This window comes from Shewanella sp. UCD-KL12 (assembly GCF_001957125.1).
Classification (GTDB): domain Bacteria; phylum Pseudomonadota; class Gammaproteobacteria; order Enterobacterales; family Shewanellaceae; genus Shewanella.
This window is the reverse complement of record NZ_MPHJ01000013.1, coordinates 62511-87194: the sequence shown is the minus strand read 5'-3', so window position 1 is coordinate 87194 and position 24684 is coordinate 62511. Positions and strand designations below refer to the sequence as shown.

General features: G+C 38.8%; 37 protein-coding genes. 5 read left to right on the top strand and 32 right to left on the bottom strand.

Features of this window, described 5'->3' with window-relative positions; genetic code table 11:
- Positions 1-114: 114 nt before the first annotated feature.
- From BM736_RS18860 to BM736_RS25320, 15 genes are all read right to left on the bottom strand, one after another.
- Positions 115-357 carry a hypothetical protein gene (locus BM736_RS18860; RefSeq protein ID WP_143562438.1) on the bottom strand — a complete coding sequence of 81 codons (243 nt, stop codon included), beginning with the start codon at positions 355-357 and terminating at the stop codon, positions 115-117.
- Entirely contained in the window at positions 329-538 is a 210-nt protein-coding gene (locus BM736_RS18855) for a hypothetical protein (protein ID WP_076415011.1), read from the bottom strand. The genes BM736_RS18860 and BM736_RS18855 overlap by 29 nt, the downstream gene beginning before the upstream one ends.
- A 14-nt stretch (positions 539-552) precedes the next feature.
- A complete protein-coding gene (locus BM736_RS18850) occupies positions 553-981 on the bottom strand; it encodes a hypothetical protein (RefSeq protein WP_076415024.1) in 429 nt (142 codons plus the stop codon).
- Positions 982-1271: 290 nt separating this feature from the next.
- Positions 1272-1691, bottom strand: coding sequence for a hypothetical protein (locus BM736_RS18845; RefSeq protein ID WP_076415022.1), 420 nt, complete (start codon positions 1689-1691; stop codon positions 1272-1274).
- Between the two features lie 22 nt (positions 1692-1713).
- Positions 1714-1911: a hypothetical protein gene (locus BM736_RS18840; RefSeq protein WP_076415021.1), complete on the bottom strand. Its 198-nt coding sequence runs from the start codon at positions 1909-1911 to the stop codon at positions 1714-1716.
- A gap of 10 nt (positions 1912-1921) precedes the next feature.
- Positions 1922-2173, bottom strand: coding sequence for a hypothetical protein (locus tag BM736_RS18835; RefSeq protein WP_076415019.1), 252 nt, complete (start codon positions 2171-2173; stop codon positions 1922-1924).
- A gap of 24 nt (positions 2174-2197) precedes the next feature.
- Positions 2198-2386, bottom strand: a complete 189-nt coding sequence (locus tag BM736_RS18830) for a hypothetical protein (RefSeq protein ID WP_076415018.1) — start codon at positions 2384-2386, stop codon at positions 2198-2200.
- Positions 2387-2433: 47 nt separating this feature from the next.
- The gene (locus tag BM736_RS18825; RefSeq protein WP_076415016.1) at positions 2434-3441 is read right to left on the bottom strand and encodes a pentapeptide repeat-containing protein; all 1008 of its coding nucleotides are present in this window, start codon (positions 3439-3441) and stop codon (positions 2434-2436) included.
- Between the two features lie 449 nt (positions 3442-3890).
- A complete protein-coding gene (locus tag BM736_RS18815) occupies positions 3891-4205 on the bottom strand; it encodes a hypothetical protein (RefSeq protein ID WP_076415013.1) in 315 nt (104 codons plus the stop codon).
- A 27-nt stretch (positions 4206-4232) separates the two neighbouring features.
- Positions 4233-4442 carry a hypothetical protein gene (locus tag BM736_RS18810; RefSeq protein WP_076415011.1) on the bottom strand — a complete coding sequence of 70 codons (210 nt, stop codon included), beginning with the start codon at positions 4440-4442 and terminating at the stop codon, positions 4233-4235.
- A gap of 28 nt (positions 4443-4470) precedes the next feature.
- A complete protein-coding gene (locus tag BM736_RS18805) occupies positions 4471-4875 on the bottom strand; it encodes a hypothetical protein (RefSeq protein WP_076415010.1) in 405 nt (134 codons plus the stop codon).
- Between the two features lie 483 nt (positions 4876-5358).
- A complete protein-coding gene (locus tag BM736_RS18800; protein WP_076415008.1) occupies positions 5359-5733 on the bottom strand; it encodes a hypothetical protein in 375 nt (124 codons plus the stop codon).
- A 158-nt stretch (positions 5734-5891) separates the two neighbouring features.
- Complete coding sequence (locus BM736_RS25225) at positions 5892-6041, bottom strand: hypothetical protein (RefSeq protein ID WP_179079081.1); 150 nt, start codon at positions 6039-6041, stop codon at positions 5892-5894.
- A gap of 171 nt (positions 6042-6212) precedes the next feature.
- Positions 6213-6572 carry a hypothetical protein gene (locus BM736_RS18795; RefSeq protein WP_083700366.1) on the bottom strand — a complete coding sequence of 120 codons (360 nt, stop codon included), beginning with the start codon at positions 6570-6572 and terminating at the stop codon, positions 6213-6215.
- Between the two features lie 104 nt (positions 6573-6676).
- Positions 6677-7075: a YecA family protein gene (locus BM736_RS25320; RefSeq protein WP_218638772.1), complete on the bottom strand. Its 399-nt coding sequence runs from the start codon at positions 7073-7075 to the stop codon at positions 6677-6679.
- Between the two features lie 1350 nt (positions 7076-8425).
- On the opposite strand from BM736_RS25320, the gene BM736_RS18785 reads away from it, so the two are divergent.
- The 3 genes from BM736_RS18785 (at position 8426) to BM736_RS25550 (ending at position 10175) form a co-directional block, all read left to right on the top strand.
- A complete protein-coding gene (locus BM736_RS18785; protein ID WP_076415006.1) occupies positions 8426-8614 on the top strand; it encodes a hypothetical protein in 189 nt (62 codons plus the stop codon).
- Between the two features lie 244 nt (positions 8615-8858).
- Entirely contained in the window at positions 8859-9359 is a 501-nt protein-coding gene (locus BM736_RS18780) for a hypothetical protein (RefSeq protein WP_076415005.1), read from the top strand.
- 408 nt (positions 9360-9767) lie between these two features.
- Positions 9768-10175, top strand: coding sequence for a S24 family peptidase (locus BM736_RS25550; protein ID WP_076415003.1), 408 nt, complete (start codon positions 9768-9770; stop codon positions 10173-10175).
- Between the two features lie 182 nt (positions 10176-10357).
- Here BM736_RS25550 and BM736_RS18770 read toward each other — a convergent pair whose 3' ends face one another.
- Positions 10358-10945, bottom strand: coding sequence for a hypothetical protein (locus BM736_RS18770; protein ID WP_143562437.1), 588 nt, complete (start codon positions 10943-10945; stop codon positions 10358-10360).
- Between the two features lie 1027 nt (positions 10946-11972).
- Between BM736_RS18770 and BM736_RS18760 the strand changes: the two genes are divergently transcribed.
- Both BM736_RS18760 and BM736_RS18755 read left to right on the top strand, forming a co-directional pair.
- The gene (locus BM736_RS18760) at positions 11973-12488 is read left to right on the top strand and encodes a hypothetical protein (RefSeq protein ID WP_076414999.1); all 516 of its coding nucleotides are present in this window, start codon (positions 11973-11975) and stop codon (positions 12486-12488) included.
- 4 nt (positions 12489-12492) lie between these two features.
- Positions 12493-12852 (top strand): hypothetical protein, encoded by a 360-nt coding sequence (locus tag BM736_RS18755; protein WP_076414998.1) that lies wholly within the window; start codon positions 12493-12495, stop codon positions 12850-12852.
- Here the strand turns inward: BM736_RS18755 and BM736_RS18750 are convergent.
- The 16 genes from BM736_RS18750 to BM736_RS18670 all read right to left on the bottom strand — a co-directional run bounded on the left by BM736_RS18750 (position 12849) and on the right by BM736_RS18670 (position 24648).
- Entirely contained in the window at positions 12849-13148 is a 300-nt protein-coding gene (locus BM736_RS18750) for a hypothetical protein (RefSeq protein WP_076414996.1), read from the bottom strand. The two genes, BM736_RS18755 and BM736_RS18750, sit on opposite strands and share 4 nt — an antisense overlap.
- 146 nt (positions 13149-13294) lie before the next feature.
- Positions 13295-13573, bottom strand: a complete 279-nt coding sequence (locus tag BM736_RS18745) for a hypothetical protein (protein ID WP_076414995.1) — start codon at positions 13571-13573, stop codon at positions 13295-13297.
- Between the two features lie 105 nt (positions 13574-13678).
- A complete protein-coding gene (locus tag BM736_RS18740; RefSeq protein ID WP_076414993.1) occupies positions 13679-14161 on the bottom strand; it encodes a hypothetical protein in 483 nt (160 codons plus the stop codon).
- Positions 14162-14244: 83 nt separating this feature from the next.
- Entirely contained in the window at positions 14245-15126 is an 882-nt protein-coding gene (locus BM736_RS18735; RefSeq protein WP_076414991.1) for a hypothetical protein, read from the bottom strand.
- Positions 15127-15137: 11 nt separating this feature from the next.
- Entirely contained in the window at positions 15138-15659 is a 522-nt protein-coding gene (locus BM736_RS18730; protein ID WP_076414989.1) for a hypothetical protein, read from the bottom strand.
- Positions 15660-15736: 77 nt separating this feature from the next.
- On the bottom strand, positions 15737-16285 hold the full coding sequence (locus tag BM736_RS18725) for a hypothetical protein (RefSeq protein ID WP_076414988.1): 549 nt from the start codon (positions 16283-16285) through the stop codon (positions 15737-15739).
- A gap of 62 nt (positions 16286-16347) precedes the next feature.
- Positions 16348-16713 (bottom strand): hypothetical protein, encoded by a 366-nt coding sequence (locus BM736_RS18720; protein WP_076414986.1) that lies wholly within the window; start codon positions 16711-16713, stop codon positions 16348-16350.
- Positions 16714-16791: 78 nt separating this feature from the next.
- Complete coding sequence (locus BM736_RS18715; protein WP_143562436.1) at positions 16792-17058, bottom strand: hypothetical protein; 267 nt, start codon at positions 17056-17058, stop codon at positions 16792-16794.
- Positions 17059-17282: 224 nt separating this feature from the next.
- Positions 17283-17618: a hypothetical protein gene (locus BM736_RS18705; RefSeq protein ID WP_076414981.1), complete on the bottom strand. Its 336-nt coding sequence runs from the start codon at positions 17616-17618 to the stop codon at positions 17283-17285.
- Between the two features lie 11 nt (positions 17619-17629).
- Positions 17630-17848 carry a 2Fe-2S iron-sulfur cluster-binding protein gene (locus tag BM736_RS25045; protein ID WP_076414979.1) on the bottom strand — a complete coding sequence of 73 codons (219 nt, stop codon included), beginning with the start codon at positions 17846-17848 and terminating at the stop codon, positions 17630-17632.
- A 340-nt stretch (positions 17849-18188) separates the two neighbouring features.
- A complete protein-coding gene (locus BM736_RS18695; RefSeq protein WP_076414978.1) occupies positions 18189-18380 on the bottom strand; it encodes a hypothetical protein in 192 nt (63 codons plus the stop codon).
- 116 nt (positions 18381-18496) lie between these two features.
- On the bottom strand, positions 18497-19600 hold the full coding sequence (locus BM736_RS18690) for a toprim domain-containing protein (protein WP_076414976.1): 1104 nt from the start codon (positions 19598-19600) through the stop codon (positions 18497-18499).
- Positions 19601-19919: 319 nt separating this feature from the next.
- The gene (locus tag BM736_RS18685; RefSeq protein ID WP_076414975.1) at positions 19920-21737 is read right to left on the bottom strand and encodes a vWA domain-containing protein; all 1818 of its coding nucleotides are present in this window, start codon (positions 21735-21737) and stop codon (positions 19920-19922) included.
- Positions 21738-21810: 73 nt separating this feature from the next.
- Complete coding sequence (locus tag BM736_RS18680; RefSeq protein ID WP_076414973.1) at positions 21811-22977, bottom strand: DUF3150 domain-containing protein; 1167 nt, start codon at positions 22975-22977, stop codon at positions 21811-21813.
- 70 nt (positions 22978-23047) lie between these two features.
- Positions 23048-23590, bottom strand: a complete 543-nt coding sequence (locus tag BM736_RS18675) for a hypothetical protein (protein ID WP_076414972.1) — start codon at positions 23588-23590, stop codon at positions 23048-23050.
- 20 nt (positions 23591-23610) lie between these two features.
- Positions 23611-24648, bottom strand: a complete 1038-nt coding sequence (locus BM736_RS18670) for an AAA family ATPase (protein ID WP_076414970.1) — start codon at positions 24646-24648, stop codon at positions 23611-23613.
- Positions 24649-24684 lie beyond the last annotated feature (36 nt).

Genomic DNA, 24684 nt, shown 5'->3' with positions numbered 1-24684 from the left:
TGCTTACTTATTATTGGGAGTTAAGGCAAGTACAACGTATATCGGGTAAGCGATAAATAAAGTAGGTGATTAAGTACACAAGTTCAATGCACTAAGTGGAGCGCTCGTACAAATCTATCTTATACCGTGTTTTTCCATGTAAGCTGCGATAGCTTTATGATCACCAACTTTTTCTTCAAGCATTTTTAATGCGCGTTCTTTGATGTCCTGATCTTCATTCGACCAAGCCAGAGATAACCACGTTTTAACTAAAACAACTGGGGGTTCCATCATATTTCCTACAAACATAGCTGCCAAAGCTGGAAAAAATTTTCCCATCATCAAAATATTAAAATGGTAGCGCAGCAAACTCTGCATTACCCTCGTTCACAGACCATACACCGCAAGGTTCGTGCGACTCCAATAGAGACACATTAATTAGACAATTGTTCGGCTGTACAACAGTAAAATTATCTACGTTTACCGAGGTGACTCGAACGGGCGTTAGACCAATCGGATCGGTAGGTAACACAGCAAAAAACTGACCTGAAAATTCCATCGGTATTTCCTACTTTAGCTTTTAGACCAAGAAAGATCCGTCGCGTTGTGTTTCGATGCCCACTCTAAAACAGCACCAAGGGCCCAATGTACTGCGACTATAGCCTGAGCATTAGAACATGCATCAACTCGCTCTAATCCGCTTTCCCCCAACCATAATGCGAAAATTACTCCGTTGATATCATCGTGCTTTAGCGTTCGCTCAGATGCAGGCCTTATTTCAATCCCTGAATAATTGATGATGTTACCCTTCGCTAGCTGCTTACTAGAACCCCCACCAACTAAATCGCGAATAATTCCTACACTAAGTCGGTCTTTAGTCGGAACTACAAGTGTTATGTTTGTTTTCTTTAATTTCGCCTGGACTAGCGCTAGCTGAAAAGCTTGCTTATGCGGTTCTGTATTACCACCTTTCGCATCGATAAAATATCTATCTAACATCATGCATACTCCGTAGGTAGCGTTCTGGAGGAAGTCTGGAAACCTTGCCCTGGCAATGGGCGTAAGACTTTTCCAGAGTTTGACCAAAACGGCCCTAAAACTGATTCTAAGCGCTAATTATCTGGAACAATGTCCAGAGTTCAACTAACGCACTTCGCTTGTTAAATCCACTTCAAAGCCTTTTAGAATAAGCGATTAAAAGGCTTTAAGCTGGATTCCCAATTGGGTTTTCCAGAGTCAAAAATCTACAGTCTAGCTTTCCAGAAAAAGATCTACATAGTACATGCTGTATCCTATTTCATTCTTTTGCGTTCATAGCCATAACTCTCTGCACGAAATTTCAATTCGGCAGCATCAAGAACTTCTCTCCTGCTATCCAACTCTTCAAGGGCATTCATGATGCATTTAGTCATCGCAGACTTGTATCCACTAACTAGTGGACCTTTAGAGTTCCAACACCCACCGTCGGACGAATCAGAATTTAATGACCACACTTCGTTATCTCGCACAAAAAACCAACTACTGAGCCCGCAATCATGATTATGGTGACAACCGCCACTAATCGAGCGTTCCTGTTGCTCCCAAGAAACAAACGACTCTACTTTCATGCTTGGAGGTGTTGTGATTGCTATTTGTAAGTTTCTACGAGCCTCAATATATAAAACCTTTGCTTTTCGCAGATCTGATTTGCTTTCTTGTGCCGCTAGACTCATGGCATGTTGTATCCATTATTAACTATTGTGGCGGTCTTACGTGTGAAACATCAGCAAACACATCTTCCAAAAACTTGATATTCCTTGACCAAGCCTCTTCTACGTCGCATTGACCAGAGTCTATTTCTTCTTGAAATAAAGGCCCAAAACCGCTAATTCGCTCATAATTTTCAAACGATACACGCCATTGTTTATTGAGTTTTTTAGCAAAGACAACCATGCTATTTCCTTCATTGTGCATTTTCAATTAATGCTTCAATCTCATTTACTGACTGTGCAACATGATATGTACTTTGCATTTTAAAGCCGCCATTGCCATCTGAACCATCAATAACTGGCTTCATGGTAATCATCGAACAGTGGTCAACATTCTTTGGTTCATCGTATTCAATTACAGTTTCAATGCTTTCAACATCTACAAGCATGTTGCCTATTTCTCTGCCTGTAATCTCATCGATCAGTCGGAGTTTGATTCGAGCCATGCTGTATCCCATATCAAGATTTTTCTAGTTTTGCTGCCATAGCTCGTAATTTAGCAGCCGTTTTTTGTTCTCAGTACCGAGCATTTCGATTTCATCATCGCTTAGATCGATATCTTCAGTTGTAACCCCAGAACTGACATAATCTTCAATCATGCTAGCGGCAGTCGTTAGAGATATGATGCTGATCTCACGCCTTTTATCGCTTAAATCCATGTACTCTCTTTCCCATAAAAAGGGGATTAGGATAATTATGACTCAAGTTAGTCAATCACTCTAAAATTAGTGACTTCACTATTGATTTCATCAATGATTTTTTTCATTTCTAATTTCAATTCTCCTTTGTAAGCGGCATTTTCAAAGTTCTTTGCACGATACAAGCTTTTGGCTGCGTCTCGTATAGCCTTCTCTACTGAATAGTATGGATTACCAAATGGCAAGAAGCTTATTTCCGCATGTTCTATATCGGTACCGTGCAGGTCTACATCCATGATTTCACAATTTAAAATTTTCGCATTGGATAAATTAGAGTATGACATATCATTATCAACGAGCGACGAATTTGACAAATCTACACCAGCCATATTTGCATTAGTAAACCTTGCATTATTTAAATTAGAGTGTGATATATTTGACAAAGACACATTAGCCTTGCCAAAATTAGAGTCCACTAAATACGTGTGTGACAAATCAGAGTTAGACAAATTAACTCTCCAGAAATCGGCACTATTAAGTAATGAGCCTTTAAGGTTTATCCCACTAAGATTAACACTGTCCATAAAATGCGTTGTAAAGCTAATGTTCGATAGATCTGCTCCTTCTAAAGATATTATAGGGCTCTCTTTCGCTATCAAATTTAACGAGTACAAAAAAATTATCAACTGACCTTTTTCATTACCACCTAACTGGGTAAGAGTTGAAATTGTCAATGCTGTAGCGGCTTCCACTGTAGCTAAACTAGAATTTGCTCTACCGAGCCCATTGTTAGCCATTAAACCTATGATTAAGTACTGAAAATTATGAAGTCTCTCTATATTAAACTTGTTTCGTTCGAATTTAGCTTGGGATATATATCGTTTTTCCTCTAGTTTTAATTGAGTCTCTGTACGTTTATTCTCTAGCTTTAATTGGGCCTCTATACGTTTATTCTCTATCTCCTGTTGCCGTGTTGCTTGGCTTACATTCAAAAAATATCCACAGATTAACAATGCCGCTGGAATAAATAGTAGCTCCATCCATTCCCATAATGATTTTTGTTTTAATGATTCCATAGATACCCTTTAGTAAAAGTGTAAATACACTACTGGACTGCCCCAAGAACCTAGGCATTTAGCAGAGAAACTCTTTTTTCCTTTATTACTATTAAGCAATTTTTGGTAGAGGAAGGGGTTTGTACTCCCCTTAAGTATGCTTTCGCAGAGACTTTTAATGCGTTAATGAACGCCCTCAATTATCTTATGACATTTGAACTAAATAATTACACTGTAACTCAATGGAGTTGATCTGTTTCCCATCATTCATATTTGCTTAACATGCGCAATTCTATGGCCTCTAATTTCTCCGCCATAGACCACATATCGTTATTATCGCTTCGGCTCACTACAGATGATCTTGGTACGTTCCTGCCAATCAATATCAATCTAGCTAAGCGTATTAATCCGACCTCAAACCGTGTTCTTAACCAATCTTTCATAAGACGAATACCCCTCTATAAGATAATTCAACCAAATACTGGTTCTGACAGACTAATTACAAGTGCTTCACCGACTGTAGATACTCCTTGCACGACCATATAATTCCAATCATCCCCTGATACAACTGAAGCATCGAATGGAACTGATTTATCAATTGCATTCAACCGTTCTATTAGATCGAACACTGTAGCAATTTCACCTCCATTGCCCGCTTGTATGAACGTATTAGACGGCTCATGGTAAACCTTACCTATAGGATTTAGCTCACCATCAATTGACACTTTTACTGGTGATGAAGGCAAAAATGTGCCGAGTAACTTGATTAATTCACTTGTTTTCATGTGTGCAATTTTCCCATCATCAAAATATTAAAATGGTAGCGCAGCAAACTCTGCATTACCCTCGTTCACAGACCATACACCGCAAGGTTCGTGCGACTCCAATAGAGACACATTAATTAGACAATTGTTCGGCTGTACAACAGTAAAATTATCTACGTTTACCGAGGTGACTCGAACGGGCGTTAGACCAATCGGATCGGTAGGTAACACAGCAAAAAACTGACCTGAAAATTCCATCGGTATTTCCTACTTTATGATCTTGATTTTAAATTGGCATAGATGGATACAATTCATAATCTTCTGGATCGATATACTCTTCCGCTATGTAAACGCTTTCACTGCCTTTGACTGTAGCGAGTAACTTTAGGTATTCAGTGTCAGTACCAGTATGTTCTTGGTAGCTGAGTACAGGCTTTTTCAGCGTTGCAACGATGTATTCGAAATCACCCCACCCGCAACCATTTATCCGATAGTCGAAATGCGAATTGTTCCATATTTGCGATACCAATTTATCGAGCGCTTCTCGCTGATTCTCGGCTTTAACTATCCAAAACTCTTCTCCATTTACGATAACAAATGTCTGACCATTACCGCCAAGTTGTAAGGTGTTATGCTTGTATTTTCTATTGGAGCAACAAAATATCGTCCTTAAAAAAAGGGTGGTTTCCATGCTGTATCCCATCATAGAAAATTAAGATCTCGGTCTACAAACGAACCTGTGAGCCGATGACCTGGAGCAAAAATTTTGTTCTGCGGTCAACGGCTATAGTTCAGTTTAGAAAAATGTTTGGCTAGTTATCTGGCTCGCAGATGCAATCATGTTCTTTTTCGTTACATTCGACACAATAATTACACTCGCAATTGCTCCCCATTTGCTCACAACCATCGCAAATTTTGTCCATTGGATCTTGCATAGATAGAACTCCGTTTCGTTGTTTAACTGAATTGAATAATTTAAGCGGCTTACGGCAGCAAATCGGCAGTTTTAGAAAGATTTGAGAAAGCAATTTAAAACCAGCTAAACAGTTTGCTTTTGTGAATAGCACTCATTGAATGCCATAGGCAAAAGCCAGATAATTACCCCTTAGTATCCTATGATATTTGAACTAAATAATTACACTGTAATTAAATAGATGCTCTGTTTCCTTTATCGCTATTTGCTATCGAGTAAAACTTTTTCAGCCGCTTCTTGTGTAATTTTTACATTGTTAGATACTGCAACTTTAAAGCTATTTATCGATTCTCTTAGTTGTTTGCATTTTTCTGTATTTTGGTCTTCACAATAACTCAAAGCATCATTCCAATCTTTGGCTATCTGCTGCCCTTGAACATCAAACAATACAGCTAATTCGCCGTGGAGCTTTTCTTGTTCTTCTAAGTAGATAACACGATCTCTGAGTTGTGTTTGTAAACGTTCAGCAGTAGCTTTCAGCTCTAATTGTTCAGCTTCTATAGAAGGGTCGCTACAACCGGTGAACGCAATACATGCTATCGATAGCAACCATCTAATCATTCCATGCTTTTTCATGCTATATCCTACATTACAAATTAATCGAAAATGTCACCTTTGGATGATCACTTAGCTTTGCTAAAGCCCCTGCAAGGACACGAGTCAATTCAATCAAATTTTTGGGTGACAATCTTAAAATAATACGTATTTATCGATAGTAGCTACTTCAATGTGAGTCAAAAAGCGATGCGCTTCACCACGCGATCTAAGTCGTGAGAAGCCGCCAACTCTTGAGCAAATTGAGTAAGATCATCACGATAATATTGCAATTCCCCCTCATGAGACAGCGCACCTTCAGTTATTGCAATACCCGATAAATCCATCACTTTATCAGCTTTGAAGAGAGTCTAGATGCAAAATCGTAAATTCTTTATGCTCACCGCAAACAGGACAAGACTCTGGCACTAGATCATCTTCATCATAATTTTTACCATGATCACACTTCATGCAATGAGTGCTACAAACGGATTCATTCTTGGTACCCATAACATATTCCCCTATAGTTTTCTTCTAACCATTTCCGAGTGTTCTTTCCGCTTGGCTGTGGTTCTTTTTGTCCAAGTTGAAGTTTGTACCAGTACAGAAATTTCAACATTATAACTGCGCTTAGCTACCAAGGATTTGAGGTGTTCGGAAAATGCATCAGCAAGTTCAACACTATCAAGACAAAGCTTCTTGTAGGTCAAGCGCCCCGTAGGGGAAAAGGATAAAGAGACCATAGACTCGCCTGCACTAAGATTATCCTGCAAATTTTTCGGCAAATCCTTATGCATCATCTTTGCTAATACAGTGGCGTACTCAACTACAGTCCTGTTGGGAAAATCTCCTGCACTTCTAAGCATCCTTTCTTTCAACATATAAATATCCTCAATTGCAACAGAATCAACACAAGCTCAGTCTTGAAAGTGGAAGTAACAAATGAACTATTACAGACTGAGCATTCGTAGCCGAAATACTTTTCTTATCTACACCTCAATACTTCTTCATCAGTAAATGCGTAAGTCATAAAACCACCTGTATCTTCTGTGTAAGCAACTACTTTTTCTTTCTCATACAGCGCCAGCCTTGTCGCTAAAGGCTTTCTATCTTCAATTGGCATCATATCCAAATATTCTTGTTCATTGAGAATCAAATGCATAGTTTGCTCTCCCTCAGTTGCCACAAGATAAATCTGCCCACGTTTGAGGGATCTAAACAAGTCAAGATATTGATCTTCGCTTTTAATTAATTCAATCAATCTGGGGCGAACGGCGTCCATAAGCTGTGAGCTGGGAATCGAAGGTGTGATGGTATTAATACAGCACTTTTTAAATTTTGAGCCACTACCGCATGGGCAAAGGTCATTTCTACCAGTTTTCATCAAACTTCCTTGTTAGTATGTGAATATATAGTAAGTACAACGTATATCGTGTAAGCGATAAATAAAGTAGGTGATTAAGTACACAAGTTCAATGCACTAAGTGGAGCGCTCGTACAAATCTATCTTATAGGGGTTTTGCGCCCATCCCCTCGAAATTAACCTTAAGAGAGTTTTTCAACCAATATCATAAGTTATGATGATGAAAATCAACAAGAATGGTTGCCCATCATCAATAAACTAACTACTAAAAGGATTCAAATTCTAAGTGAATCCGAAATAGACGAGCTTTACGCTCTTCCAAACTTTAGCCGTACAGAGAGACTAGATTGTAGGCGTCCGGTCCAATTTAAAGCGTGTCGGCTGGGATTTAGATTATCTAGTGACCCTATTGTTTGTATAGCTAGGTAAACTAGTTTAGAAATGAGAGGATAGTTGCGCCTAAAATTCGAGAATTCAGAAATAAAATGGATAGAATAAAGCTAATTTACACTAGCTGCCGCTGTTTAACAGATGAACTAACTTTTTCCATAAAAAAATCAGGCTTTTAAGGCTCACTTCAGGTCAGAAAATGTTCATGAAAACCCCGTGGCTCCGTGACCTGTTTAACAGCTTCGATTTTGAACTCATCGATATATCGTTTTCCGCGCATGTAACACCTCATATTTTTGATTCATTATAACTCTATGAAGTGTCTACTGTTCTAGGGGCTTACCAATGGTTTGATCCTCAAGAGTTTTCAAAGCCTAAACCACAGCCAGTGACAACTCGTTGTAATAATCGAAAAACCATATTCACAATTGAGTTATTTAAGTACGCAATGAAAGAGCACAAGCGAAAAATGAACAGGAATGCCCAACTTAGAAATAAACGTGCTTCAGTTCCAAGCACTTAAAACAGCCTACATCTTAGGTTGTATAAGCTTCATAGAAGCAAAATTCTAGTATAGAAATTATTCTGAGGCAGATTGTGAAAATATCTATTTCAAAACCCCATAGCTTTACCTACATAGCTGAACTGTGCTTAATCCACCTTTATCTGACAATTAACCAAAAGGGCCACTATTCTATTGAACAAAGAAATAAGATCCTAACCACGTATATTGGGCAGATTTCTAAATGTAGGAACTTGAGAGCATTTGGGTCAGACTTTGAGATAATCAGGAAATATTCAAAATTAAAACGCTACGACTTAGAGCAGTATTTACTAAATCTTCATAAACCTATCATCAGCCCAAAGCACAAGCCATGCGGTTCTGAGCCTTTCTATAGTTTGCTCGAAGAACTATATGTAAATCACAACCTCGAATCTCGATATGTTGGATCTCCAGGAAGCAATGCGGTAGGAGTGATAGTGGCCCACCAGCAAGAACTGGATGCAGTTTTTGTTGGTGGCTATCAGAAGGAGCCAATTGAGCTATATATCACGCCTAGCAAGGTCAATGAATTAATCGCAAGGATAAATGAGCAAAAGGCGTTCAATGCAAACCTAAAGTCTTCTAAAGGAACGCTAGCAGTGGTTAGCCTTAATCAAATCCAATGAAGAGATAAACCTTCGGCCTAATACAAGGTTATTTCGCTGCCCTGGCTTCATTAGCTAAGGGCATGTACCTGACTTTACAAATTGCTTACCTCCCCCCAATACAAATCGCAATATCAATATTCATAAGAGAAAGTCGCATATTTAAAAGTTGATGAGCATTTCGATTTAAGAGAAGCGCGAGCTGTGTTAGCCTAACATTTATCGTGTGTTACAGGTTGTCAGATTACTTTTTAAGGTATGGTAATTGTTGAATAAAACAGGCTCAGAAGCGCTTAAAGATGCTTTTTATCATTATGTCGAACTAGTACATAATGACGCTCAATTTCCAGATCATGTTTGGAAAGCCGGCTTTTTTACTTATCTGCCGACGAAAAAACAGAAGAACCGAATCTTAAAGCTCTCTAATGAGCATGAGTGGGGGTTGGATGCTCAAGATATCAGAGGTATCACGATCACAGGTTCATTCATATCACATGTAATGAAAGCTCGAATGACCAAAGATGGCGCGAGTTGGGTAGAATGCGCTGAAATTTTAAGCTTATCGTTTCATGCCACTTCTGAAATAGCATCAAATGTTAGCAATCAGCACTACAGACAAGGGTTGATGTTTAATAGTAAAAAGCGAGTGACAGTAGCAGGGCAGTCTCAGTACGCCATCTCAGTTTTTCGTGTTGAAAACGAAATAAGCCCCGTGACAGCTTACGCTGGCAACAGGGCTCGATTCGAGTCTAAGACTGGTAGGTGAGAAGGACGCCCGATTAAACTTCTTTCCTCAATTTAATGAGAATAAGAAAATTGTCTAATACTTTCCCTTCATTTTTCTTAATCGACTAAGACTAAGTAGAGCAGCATCGGCGATTTTCTGCTGTTCACCTGTGATAATAGTATTAAGGAATAAACATAATAGCCATAAAAATCGCATAGCAACTGGTCGGATGAGTTAGCAAGGACTTATATTACAACTGGTTACGGTCTAACTTACTTTTTTAGTGGTAAAACCAATTAAGCTATATGCTCTAACATCATACTTATACAGCACGAATAGCAAAAGGAAATTAATAGCAACCAAAGACAAGTATCCTTTCCAACATCACTATTAAAAATTATCTTTATTGACTATCATTAATGCACTGTATAAATAACCAGTGTAAAAATGAGATCACCTACATCAACCACAACACCAATACATGGTTTTGAATCCCCAGCAAAAGACTATGCCGTTAAAAGGTTATGTCTTGACGATATTCTTATTGAAAAAAGTGGTTCAACATACATCACAATAATGTCAGATGATCAAATGAACCAGATCGGCCTATATAAAAACGATTTAGTGATTTTGGACTCAGACCTTACTCCTAAAGAGGCTGACATAGTTTGCGTGCTACTCAACGGGCAGTTAAAGTGCAGAATGTTAGCCCTTCATCCTAAAGCCCTTAAACCATGCCACAGCAGTAACCCTACTCTCGAATTTATTGAAGAGTTTGATGACTTAATAATAGTGGGAGTAGTAACGCGAACAGTCCGTTGTTTTCGAAAACTGAATACGTCAATTTTTGATTGAATACACAGGAATTACAGATGAAAAAAAACCAACATTGCTGTTGGTTTTTCCCCTCGCAGGACCCCTCCTGCGATTTGGAGGACACACTATGAATCATCACAATGTATCAAATTTCATTATATTGTATTAGTTTGCCTATGTATAGAAAGCATCTGCTCTACGTGCGATAAACTTCAACGCTCTTACTTATCTGTAGCTGCTGAATATACACCTAGTAGTAGCCGCGTAACGAGAAGAAGGCAAACCGAAGCGGTCAAAGCTAGTGATAAAATTGAACTTAAAACTACAGAGCTCCTTTCTATAAATTCGAAATCGATTTTTTCATGAATTACCAACTGTAAAAGGAATAGAACCAAAGTTAAAACAATAAACCCCTTGAAACTTCCTTTCAAATCTTCGACTGAAGGTGTTAAGTAAAGACCAATGGTAGCCACCAGCCCTCCCCAAACTAATGTCATTATCATGTTATCTGAGAACCTAGCAGTTAGATGTTCAAAGTTAAGAACTGTGCACTTCATAAAAAACTGTGAATACATGATTAACTGGCTACCTTCTGATGGTGAAAGTGCTTCCAGGTTGATTAAGTCTGTGATCCAATGGTCTCCATTACTAACCAATAAGGAAGTACATAAAACTGTAGCTAATATGCCGCCAAATATTGGAGCTATTCCAATAAAAAAGTTACCTACAACTTGCCATAACGATCTAGATGAATAGCTGTGCTGAACACAGCCTAGAGCGCCATTTTTGGCATAGAAGTCAAATAACACGACTCTATCAATTCTATGCCTAAATATTAAACATGCCACAACGTGTGATAATTCGTGAATAGGGACCGATATCAGGCCATAGGATCTCATTAACCTGCTTGTTATGCTTGCCAAAAATAACCGCTGGACAAAATGAAAGCAGATCAGTGGGATAAGTAAAAATGATGTGCTCAACAGTAAACGTATAAGCAGATCACCAAAATCATTTATCATTTACACCTCAAACATGCTCATTCTAAGACTTAAAAAAGAGCTAAAGCAAACACTGCTTGTAGCTCTTAGAAGGCTAACATACTGACTTATTACCTATTTACCCTTACTCTTTGACGGTTTACAAACCAATGAAAGAAATATCGCAATCAGAAGTGTCACAAAGCACATAAAAAGACCCAAACTTATACTGAATTGAGTCCCTTCAACAAACACTCCCCAAAGACCAATAGCAAAACCAACAGCGCATATAAATAGAAAAAGATTTGTAATCATTATAATCCTTAATTGTTGTTAAATTTCAACTATCGAGGTTAGAGCACTTGGCTTTTTTTTCAAAAATCAGATTATGCAATAAAAGTTCGTTGCTCCATTGGGCCATAGTTTGGAAACCTGTATGTAGTCTATTTGTGTACTTCCCCTATTTGAAAAGTTTTGATGAAGGTTTTACTCAAAATTCATATTCTAAATATTCAAATTAACCATCTTATTTTACCTTAGCTTTCAATGAGCTTGATAAACTGCAGCAAATAATTAGAAGAGGCGATTTACTTTATGAGTCTAAACATTATGTCGATTGAGAAAATAAAACCTGTTTACTCTGATGAGATGCTAACAATCTTCGTGTGTACCAACCGAGGTCTAAAACATGATCATAGTGACGTTCAATCTACTCCATCTAAATATCTGTACTCAAATGGAGATTTTTTCAACATAACTAGTCATTCTCCAGTCATGTGTAATAAGGCACAACAGAATTTCCTTTTAGATTTGATGACCCAATTCGGCACATTTTAAATCCTTGTAGTGGTGCAAAATGCAAAACATTTCATTTCAATATAGCTTGTCAGATAAGTCATTATCAGAGCTCCTAGCATTCAAAGATTTTGAATGGCCTGAAGCAGCGCATAGTTGTATACAGCTAACTGATGGAGAGGTAATTTTCCTCAGTCTCAGCTCTCAAAACTTTAACAACCTGCGATTCCAAAATGAGTCGCAATGCCGCTTTACAGACGCAACTGTTTTACAAATGGTAAAGTCTGTTCACTGTGTGTATGTAGAGGGAGGATACCTTCTACTGCTTGATGAAATAGCAGTTGATTGGTGTGTAGCAACAACTAAAGAAAAAATTCTGTTGTCACTGCTGACAGTGCTATCTAGAACTGAAAACTTTGAAAATGGTTTGCTGATGTGTATGGAAAAACTTTCTATGCTTGGCCTGAGCAGCGCAATGACCAAACATGGTTTACTAATTTCTCTTGCGAGTGGCACAGAATATTTAATTCCAAAAGCGCCTGATAGCAGCGAGTTTCATTTCATTATTAAAAAGTAACCTTATGATTAACGACACAAGAGCGCTTTGTAGAGACGCATGCGCATCCGTTGGGATACCTGAGCACTTTCTTTCGTTAGAGCTAATTGACAGCCAATTTTTTTGGGGAGGGATAGCTGGCCGCTGCTTGTTTGATTGCCGGGTATCAAGCATGGACACCACACCCGAAGAAGTGATCATAGATTTTGTTTGCCGTTTTTTTAGCATTCACACAGCATTACCCGATGAATATCAGTCAATTCTCTCATATCTTGAGGTCCAAGAACGATATGGACTAGAAGCTGTTGTTAATCCATTCACACTTAACCATTCACGAAGCACTGCAAAGTATATTGATCACTTCCCATATAATGTATCGGCTTAGTTAGTAACAGATAAGTCTGAATAAATAACGATTTGCTTCCCTTCAACCAGAGCCAGTCTACTACCACCAATATCTATCAATGTGTGCTCAGAGGTATGAACAAAGTTTCTCCCTTCCATAGTGCTATACAATGCTTCTATGAATGCTGCTTTTGAGCAGCTAACTGGCTCAAACTTAATTAATGTTCTATCAGGGTTTGTATCCGAGTTAGGGTACAGGTCATCGCTGTAACTGACTCCCATTTCTTCAACGGAAGTTATTTTTGCAATATAGAGTGCCACTTCAGAATTTTCCATCTTGATTATTCCTCACTTTTTGTCGGGAGAGTTTCAAATTGCCGTTAAATATTAGTATCCATGTGCTCACTGCATGCCTTACAGGAAGTTAATAACGAGAAAGCCCTTGAGTTAACCATATGGTTAACTTCAAGGGCTAAGGTTGCTTATAGTTCATCCAGTATTGCTTTGGCTTGCGTGATCGCAGTGGCCATTGAATATTGTTCGAGTTCACGAATATCAACTGACAAGCATTCCCTTCCAGATCGGCTAAGGTGCATTACCAGGTTTTTTTTCGGAATCCCGTATGAAACTACGTTAAATGTTGAGTTTGCTCTTTGCCACTGAGTGTGAATACGCCTAATTGGGTGTCCTTCAGATAATCCGGCAAAAAGTAGATGTGGGTTTTGGGTATTTTCTTCGATTGAATAGTCACGTAATGACATGGTATATCCTCCAATTGGCGAATACACATTCCCCTTGGGGAGTGTGTTCCCGCCGGGGTAGTTTTGAATTCAGGGTTGAGTTAAGTAAATAACTCGAATTCAATGTTATAAATTATCGTTTAATCTAGATCTGACAATTCGATGTAATTCACTTTCTAATACACTCAGATTCATCGGTAGCTCAAAAGCCATAAATAAACCGTGTGAATAAAGAATATGAACCTTCGACATGCCCTTCTTTTGTTGATTAACGATATGCTTTAGCAATGGTAACGTTGAAATGTTCACATCCCGCCCCATGCTAATGACTACTGCATTAGAGACTCGATTTCCGTCAAATGCTGTTATTGATACATTATTTGAGTGACATGAATCTTCGATAAACCATTCCGTTTCGTACTCAATAGCTAGTGTTTCAAAAGCTCTGAATGCCGCAACAATAAAGGGCTCATCACTATGCTGGTGGATTGAGAAACAACGTTCAGTCGTAACTTCTGCAACTTCATGATTAATTTCAACACGAATATCACTACCCATGTTAAAAGCTTCAAAAGTTGCGCTCATTTTGGTTTGTACTTTGATTGACATAACAAATGTTTCCTAGATTAGCGGGAAACATTACCACTATGGGATAATTTATTTCCCATAGAGTTGGTAAGTTAAGATTTTAGTTAAGAGATTTTATATCGACCGTTTCTCATAACGAAATGTTCGCTATTAAGTAAGGTTGAAATTGAACTTGGTAAGTCAAACGGGCCCAACTGGTTTAAGTGTTGCAAACTCCCAACCAATTCAGATTCAGACCATTCATAGCACTGCATCATTCGTTTTAAGGTAACAAGCAGATCATCCATATAAACGGAATACATGCTAGCTATCGAACGCTCAAGGCTAGAAATAGCATTAACTGTTGGAGACTTTCGAAATACAAGAAGCTTCTCGTGCGAAATCCTCACTATCTGCTTGCTGTAGACTTTAGAATCACTGGTACAGTTGCTTTGCTGCTTAATAATTTCGTCCACCAGCGGATCTGGAGCTAACCTCTCTGTCAAACTAGACCAATTGAGATATTTGCCATTTTTGCGCTGGTTACCAATTAAGACAGCATAATGCCCCCCAGGTTTCACTGCATCAGAAATGTTAACTAATGCTAGTTTTAAAGCTTGAGGGAAATCATCATCGCTCATTTGACTAAGGTCATCTTTATGCGGCTCTGCCCCCCACATATTGCCGGAGTACCTTACCATTCCGCCGTAGGGGGGGTGAAATAGGGCTAGGTCAGCTGGGCGACCAACTGCATTAAGCAAGTCATCGCGAAGTAGGTTAAACCCACTGTGCAAATCGAAACCAGCAAATTGATTTTCACCTAGACCGAGCTCCTTAGCCACATCTACCGACGTCCCACCTCCAATAGCAGGATCGATAAAGAGTCCATTTTTAGGTAAAAAACTCTCAATCAAGTCGACTATTATTTTGCCAGTGGTATTGCCTCTGTAACGTGCATTTCCATAGTGACCTCGTTCAGGGTAACTAACTACACTAGATTTGAACATTTGGCGCCTCCTTAATTATTCTCTAAGAAATATTTAAGATTGCGCACAACCTCAGCATCATAAGACTCTTTGGATAATGCTGTAGCCCAAATAATATCGCCTTCACAATAAGTAACTAATTCAAGAATTTCATCATTAGCCCATACTGCGTGTAGCGAGCTCTCAGAAGCTATCCTTTGCCAGTTGTCATCATCCTCTATCAACTCATTTTCAAATTTATACAAACTTTGAGGTGTGAGTTCACGAACAAGTAGACAACCCGTAGAGGTACGCTCTGCAAGTTTTAATTGTGCCGCACTTGATGGAAACCACCATGCTTCACTTTCTGTATAGATAAATCGATCTGATGAATCACAAACATCATCAAACCCAATTACCTGCTTTGGTTTACGAAAAAATATTCCATATTCATTAGTAAAAGTTACAAAGTCACCAACCTCAAACTCACAAGGTATTACCGACCGTTTTAGCAACCCTCCCTTAAAATCTTCGTATTTTTTCTGTTCTAATAAACCGTATTTATTTAATGACATAGTTCGTCCTCCAAAGACAAATTGAAGGCACAACTTCCCAATGGGTAGTTGTGCCCATTGGGTAGGTAGATATTAAGTTATGCAACTAATCTAAGTTGATTTAATCGCTTGTTTTGATTAATGGCCTTGTCCATAAACTCAGTCATCATCGAGTTATCAGTGCGCTTAAACCACTCACGCCACTCACACCAAGAACTGACTCTTGAATTCAAGTGCACAACTTCAAAAGCTGAAGATTGTACAACTGAGTCACTTAGCAGTTTGTCCATTTTATCCATCAACTCTCTCATCGATGATACGGTAGATAAAGGGAATGGATATTCATTAGCCAGGTTCAAAGCAAACTCATAGTTTATTTTGTTCACTGATGAACCGGCTATATGAAAAAACAAATTGTCCTCATTGTTCCAATGTGACACATGGACTGGGTTAGCTCCACGATACAAAGGAATAAGGCAAGTACCACTAGGTCGCAAAATCCAAATATATTCGTTAGAACACGATTCAATTCCTGCTTTTTGTATCATGGAGTAATCTATATTCAAATCCTCTCGATATGCTTTTGGCATGTCGTAAGCATTTGAAATTTCTTCCATCAGTTTTTTGATTAATGCGGGATTTAACATGTTGTGTCTCTCCAGAGTTTAAAGAGCACAACGCCCTTAAGGGTGAAGTGCCCTTAAGGGGGTTAGTTTGAAATTACAAAGTCTATATCTTCGATATTTAATACAGTAGAACCATTCTCATTTGAAAGAATCGTTCTTTTCCCGATGTACTGCTCTCTAACTTCAGGCCAACACTCCATATCGTCACGCTCAGTTGTCCAAACACTCTTATAAGGGTGCTTTTCATACTCAGCCAGCGACATGACAGGTAAAGGTACTTTAAAGCGCATACCTGTTTTGATGTGGACCAAAATCCCTGCAGGTTCAAGTTTTGATTTATCTCCTTCATTATGAAAACTTGAATACCCAAACCCATCGCCAGTTAAAGCAATTAATTGAGCGTCCAAGGATTTATTTGATAATGGGATAAGTTCAATAACTTCATTCATATTGTGTCACTCCAAATGTTTGAGGACACAACAGCCCAGTAGGGTGAAGTGCCCTATGGGGGTGGGGGGGTGTTTGAGTTATTTTTCAGGTGTTATATCGATTAACCTACCGATATGGACACCATTCTTTTTAAGGCTTTCTTCGAGTAAAACACGACAATATTGAAATGCACGACGCCCTTCTATATTGTCAAATTGTTCGGCTAATTTTTCGTTATCTTTGAAATCATCAACCAACCCTAATAACTCCTTTGATAATTGAGCACTGACTAAGTGATCAGTCATTTTCACTTCTCCAGGTTTCAATACTTTTAAGGTTGTAAGAACTGAGGTTCGGTTCAACATTTCCACAACCTAAGTGGGATTTACCATCCTCCGACATTCGTGGAGTTGGGCCACCAAGAAGAGTGCTAATGTATTCACAGCCAGTTAAGTGATCAATGTAAATTTTCAGACCACTTCTCACCTTATTTTGAACATCATCAGTTGAATCGAACTCGGTGCAAGAATGGACACAAACAGCAATAAAAGTAAATATGATGATATCTAGACGATACTTACTAAATAATTTAAACATTTGTTTGCTCCAACTTTTTTGATAAACGAGATAAAGTATTTTTTCCACTCCAATGACAATCCGACTCATGCTTAACGCTGTTTCGAATTTTCAACTTGAGGCTTTGATCAGAGTTTTCTTTGTGCTCCCGGCAATGATGTATTTCTACTTGCAATAAAAACTGCAAATCTGAATACGCTAGGCGCAATTCTTTCAACAACTCTTTTTCTTTAAATACTTTACGTCCAATCAGATAGGTAACTAACGAAGGTACTGCTGCAGTCAAAATATTACCCATTGACTTGATCAGTGCTGCCATTAGTAAATTATCTATAACAATGCTTTGCATAACCTGATCTCCTATCGTGTTTCTAGAACAACAGTTGTAAGAGATCTTCCTACACAAGGAAGCACTTCATCGTCACGTAGCAACACTAAAGGCTCTACGTTATATGTTACTTCCCCGCTAATTAGTTTGGTTTTACAGAAGCCGCAATAGCCATCCCTACATTGAAAATCTGTAACTTTTCCAATATTCGGGTGCTCTATAAGGTTGGTATTTTTTTTGATTGTTAACATAGGTGTATCCTCCAGATTTGAGAAGATACAATGATCCCAGAGGGATAAAGTATCTCCCTCTTGGGTAAGTTGATTAGCCAGATGGCTCTCGCATATCTATATTCGCTTTGAATACTTATATACCGGTCATTGTTTATCTAGATAGATGAAACAACCGCTCAGGTTTCCCATGATGAGCTTGCATGCGCTTTATTTAATAAATTGACGAGTACCAAAAAAGGTACAAGGACAAAGATAATAATTAAAACGATTGGTGGAACTGAATAAACCTAAACAGACTCGTAAATCAACTTAGGTTTATCACAGGGTCATATGAAAACATATGCCCTGTGATCCACAGTTAAATTTCAGCTATTACACTGTTATTCCGAATTAAGCCCTTTTCCCTTGCCCAATTAGTGAGTCGTTCCAACCTTGCACCGACTTCAAGTTGGTTAACGTTAGAAATTTTAAACGCTTTCTGGCCGATACCACTTTTGCCACTAATGGTTAGAATTTGGGTGCTCTCATCATAAATACCTTGCACTTGCATAATAAACACTCCAGTAATGATATTAATAAGGTTGCTCACCCCTAAGTGCATTTATGAATGGACTTAGGAGTGAACAACCCAGCCATAGACCCCAAAAGGGGCCTATGACGGAGCATTCATTTAGCTATATAGCCTCGAATATTAGTTGGACAATTAATGAAAACGTCTAACCAATCTTCTTTCTCTGTGTTAAGAAAATCAGGATATTCTATTTGGCAATAGAGACCTTTATTTCTAAGTTTGTCACGTAACTTCACAGCAGAATTCCAACCTGCTTTGCTTGGCTCTTTTTCAGACCAAATCGCGACATGTGTTATGTCAGATTCAGGCTCAAAAAGTGCTAAAACAGTATCAGAGTACAATGGCCAACAAGGGAGATTGTTAGCATTAAACAACGCAAGCGCAGTTTCAATACCTTCAGTAACTCCTATGTATTTACCACCACCGTCTAAACTAATTGGCTCTCCTAAGCGAAACGCACCTCCACCCATATAGTTTGGTGGTGACATTAATTTCTTAGGATTGCTAACGTCAGCTTTACCACTGCCATCAGGCTTGAGGTAAATACGATGAATGGTGAGGTTGTTGCCCTCTTTATCTTTGAAAATCCCGAGTAAAGCTGGGAATTTACCTTTGAACTTCTTTTCATCATCACAGTAGTAGGGTAACCCTGGATGAAACCCGAGGGTTGATGAAAATCTTTGAACTTCTGTTTCAGTTAAGGTTAATCCCCGACTTCGCAAATAGTTCATCGCAATAGGCGATTTGTAAGCTGGCATTGCTTCAGAATGTACCTTCTGCAACTTGGCTAGACGCTTTTGCTTTACTTCATCACTACAATACGTAGATGCTTTGATGTTCTGTTGGTGTATTTGCTTGGCTACCTCTGAACGTTTGACTGTTGTTAGATCACCACCTGTGATCCTCAACACTTCATCAGCTGCGTCTTTAATAGAACACTTCAAATAAAATGCTATAACATTCAATCCATCCGTTAAGCGGCCTTCGTTATTATGAAACGCTTGTCCTGAATCTTCCCAGCCCGTTACTAATCTAAAGACAGTTTTCCCGTCTCCAGTAGCTGGACATGGAACTTGCGCAGGGTAGCGATCAACAGCAAGTTTAAGACCACTAAAGTGCTCATAAACATTACGCCAACCACCACTTTTACTTACCAGCGTTTTAACTTTTTGAATCTTAGATTGAGTGGCTAAATACATAATTCTTCTCCTAATAACTCACGAAAACCCCAAAATTTCCTCGCAAAAAGAAACTTTGGTGGTTTCCGCGAGTCTTGGGTAAGTAGCGCTTCAGATTGAAGCGCTTGCTTTGTTTACCGTGTTAGAAGTGGTCTCATAGTCCATGAGGCCCCAATTAGTACCTTCGTGCCATTACGTATTTCGTAAACAGCTATTGCGCCACTCGCTCTAGTTTCTGTGTATGTTGTAGTTTTCATAGTGTGCCCTCCAAGGACGTAAATTTGGGACACACTAATCCCCAAGGGATTAATATGACCCTTGGGGTTATGTTGTTTATCGCTTACTTAAAAGCGTGTTTTAAACCTTTTGTTAAAGCTTGAACTAACTCATTTGAGTCATTGATAACTGAAAAATCAGCATCGTCAAACCCATCAACTTTTCTGTGTATTCCTATTCCAAAAACTCTAACTCCCATACAATTAGCCTCAACGATTGCTCGCTGTACTTTCGCTGCATTGTCTGGGTCACCATCAGTTATCACGAATAATAACTTTCGCGGTGCCGACTGATTTACTAACAAAGCCAGTGCACTAGTTATAGCTTCGGCCGTTGGTGTACCACCTTCAGAAATAATGTTGAATGAATTTTTTCTTACCTTTGTTTCAAACGGTTTAACTATATTGAGAGAGTGATCATAAAAATCTAAAACACTATTGCTACCATCTATAAAGCTAAGACCAGGATAATATCCGACCATATTTGAAACACCTTTAATGCTATCTAGCGCAGCACTCATGGAGTAGGCAACGCTTGACGCCATAGACATCTCGGCAGCACTCATAGAACCAGACTTATCCACCAGCAATGCAATTGCTGAGTTTGGAGATCTTCCTATGGATTCTTGCTCAAATATACGTTTATTTCCGGTCACAACACTTGATAGTCTTGATGAGCTCAAAGAACAGCCCTTCTTATCTAGCGTTACATGGCGATAGTTTTGATCGTGAAAAATCCTTTTTAGTGGGCTTTTCAAGTTAGATATTAATTTATGACATTCTTCTTCAACATTATGAGGGTCAGAACAACAGTTCGTTCTTTCAGATTTATCGTCTATTTTTAACTTCAATGGAGCAATCTGAGAACCATCATAATCTTTAGCCATAGAATCTAATTCAGCCCTAAGCTTTTCATGCAAATCATCTATTTCATCTTCTAAAGAAGCCAAAATATCTTTTTTGCGAGTTGTTGTTTTACCACTGCTTGAATCATCACTGCTATCTTCTGAGCCATCAGCATCATCTGAGTCGCTTGAATCATCATTGCTATCTTCTGAGCCATCAGCATCATCTGAGTCGCTTGAATCATCACTGCTATCTTCTGAGCCATCAGCATCATCTGAGTCGCTTGAATCATCTCTGCTATCTTCTGAGCCATCAGCATCATCTGAGTCGCTTGAATCATCTCTGCTACCTTCTGAGCCATCGGCATCATCTGAGTCGCTTGGATCATCCTGAGAGTCTTGCTGGTCAACCCAATCCAATAACAACAAGTACAACTTTTCAGCAACGACAAAGCACTTTTCAGTGCTATCCATTGTTTGAAAAACTGTCTCGTTAAAGATTAAGTTAGCCTCTCGATAAAAATCATCACCAAATTTTGCTTTCAACAAATTATCTGCTTTAAGGAAATAACCATTAAGCGGATTGCCTATAAATACTCTAGCTCCATAAAGAACCCATCCCTTTAAAATCAAGGTCTCTTTATGCTCTGTATAGGGTTCAGCAAACAACCCTTTTTCAATACACAGTTTGACTAGATTATTAAGTGTTTTTGTACAACCTTTGAAGTCTGCCATCAAACGTCTCTCTTGATGTGCATCATCCAGGCTATTCAATAACCCTCTTAAATATGGCGATTTGTTTTGAGCAATGCGGTACCAATTGTTATCGGTGTAATTCTCATGACCAAGCTCATGATCACAGTAACCGAGTGACATAGTAACGAAATCATCATCACTAAAATCACCCATTGGTAAAACTATTCTCCCAGGACTGTGACCCGCTCTCTTTCCATGGAAAACAATCTCCATATCTGTAGATCGGGTTAGTACACGAGAGAGATTTTTAAACTTTCTCAAAAGTTGTTGTTGAGTTGACATGAATGCGTCCTCCAAGACGTTAATTGAAGGCGCACTCACCCCCAATGGGAATATGTACGCCCATTGGGGTTATTTAAAAACCGAGGCCAAACAAACCATCTTCCTCTTCTGCAATTTCCGGTATTTCAACAACTTCATCATCGTTATCATCAACAATGCCAAAATCACCGAAACCTCCAAATTGCTCATCAGAAAGTGAATTTGAATCGATTTGAGGTATTTCTTGTTCTACTTGATTTGACGCAACACTGCTTAAGTCTTCATCTAGGTTATTACTAACCTCTTCACCTAGTACACCAAAGTCATCGACAATGACCTCTTCTTCATAATCAACAAGATCATCGTTGGCATGATTCTTCAAGGTGTCTGCATTGGACATTACGCACGTCCAATGAGCTAAAGCAGCTAAATCATTGTCCTCAATCCAACCTGTTTTAGGCATTGAATTGAGTACACGTTCTGTCTCAGATATCACTTTCTCAATATTACTATCAAGAAAAGATAAACCACCCAGCTTCTCGATAAGGGTTTTAAACGAATCTTTAATCCGTCTATTTGCCCTAGTACGAGCTACTTTGTGGCCTTTATCATCTTTAACAAAAAAGGAACGTTCATAAACGTCACTCGCCATTTTAGCTACTTCGTTGTACAGATTATCAAGCATTGAATTTGCAAGCTCTTCTGCAGCATCCTCATCATTTTCATCAATCAATGGTTTGAACGCTACAGGGGGTAACATCTTCAACTTGAATCTGCCACCAAACTCGTTTTTATCCATCGTGTATCGTCGCATAATATCTGCAACATCAAGATTGTTCATATGCCAGTCACTTACCAAATTGTCAAAATCAATAAGCATTGCATCAAGATCTTTCTGCCATTCAATTTGAATAGATTCAATCTCTTGCTGTAAATCATCCAATCGAGCCAAAGGAACGATTGTCATATCTCCCCAACGAACACCATAAGCATTCAAAGTCCGAGATATCGCTTGTTTTGATTTATTCACAAAGTTAAGAGGTTCTTTTGGAAACCACCGAATTTTCGACCCCTTAATGGTGTCTGAATCCTGTAATTGTCCATCGAGTTCAACTTTCACTTTAGGTAAACTTTTCTCGCCACATGCAGCCTGCGAGATAATATTGACGACGCAAATGCCTTGCTCTAATTGCTGAAGCCTAGAACAAAGTACAGCTGAGTCAGTGACGGTAGTTGTTGTTGGGTTTATTGATGTGTTCATAATTTGTCCTCCAAAGACAAAAAGGCACACCAATCCCCAATAGGGTATAGGTGTACCTCTATTGGGTTGTTTAAACGTTTTTGATTAAATCAGCATATTTATAAGTGCTTTTTTCTGTATAACCTTTTAGCTTCTTTTCAATGAAAAGATCTGCATGATGTTTTACACCTAGAGGTGTATCAGTACTTACATCAGGATACTCATAGAGCACCCAATGAGCGTCTGATTGCTCATTCTTGAATAAAACAACAATTTTATTTCCAACACCACTTACGCTAATCGCATACTTTCGTCCATTATTGTTCTCTAGTAACAAATACTTACCATTACGATGAGTAGTAGTTACCCTAGATGCACGATATGGAGCAAAGGTAAATGATGACTTCTTATTTACATGAACCGTCAGCAGATGCCGATGACTGTGTTTATAGCCTGCATTTAATGCATCACTATCACTTATCATAGACTTTGCTACTGGCTCACCCTTTTCAACTATGCCTTCGATTACGAATTGCTTATCCAATGATTGAGCAACCCATCTATCGCCTTCTCCCCAAAAATCGGAGTTCAGACAAAATGCCTCAAACACGGCTTCACTAGGAATCGTGTTCAAGTCCTGAACCGAAGGCTTTACTACTTTTTTGCCAATAAATCATTCAGCTTCAGATTAATATCATCACCATAGATTTTATCGACAATATCTTGAGCGATATGCTTGTCATCAACGCTAACCGAACGCATGAAAACTGCATCCAGTGATTGCTTTAATGAACGAAACCTACCGAACCCCTGAATATAATAAATCCAGGCGACCAAGACTCGAGTTGAAAATATACATTTGATTGGATCTTCTACATCTCCATCCCGCTGAACACCCAAAGCTGCATCACGAAAAGCATTGGCTAACCTGATCGCATCATTTCTGATACCAACCGGTAATTTCGCGCCTACCTTTTCAAGAATTTTAGCTTCGGTAACTGGTGTTGGATAACGGGTTTCAATCCACATAAAACGTGAAATGAATGCACCATCAAGTTGTCGAGATGAAATATAAATATCATCGTGACCTCCACCATATGTGTTAGCTGCAGCCATGCAAAAGAAGTTTTTGTGCGCAATCAACGTCTCTTTGAACATCTCAAGCGGCCATGGCTTTCCTTCTACTAACAGATGCATCGCACTAGTTAGCTCTTCAGATGCTTTATCGACTTCATCTAGCAGCATAATGCCACCGTTAATGTAAGCCTTTGCAGCAGGACCATACTCTTTACGAGTAACCGTTGAACCGTTGTCATTATCTAAAACGTAGCTACCTTCTAAATCTTGTGGATTCATTCGAGGATGAACTTTCACAATATAGAGTGGCAGATTAAGTCTATCGGCAAGGAACATAGCAAGTTCTGTTTTACCAGTTCCTGTATGACCTTGTAGACCTAAAGCTAACATTTGCTCAGGCGCTTGAAGCCAAACCAAGGCTAGCTTGGTATTTTCTTCATCGGGTACATACATAGGGTTACTAGGTATGCAATCCTCATGACGATGCTTACGACGCTTAAGCGTGATTTTTGACGGGTCAAAGATTTCTGGAAATAATACGTGTGCTGGCACACTTTCCATTTCTGAGTAATCGATTGATGTGTTTGTATTTTGGTTTATAGATTGTACTGACATATGTGCGTCCTCCAAAGACGTAAGGTTTTGAGGACA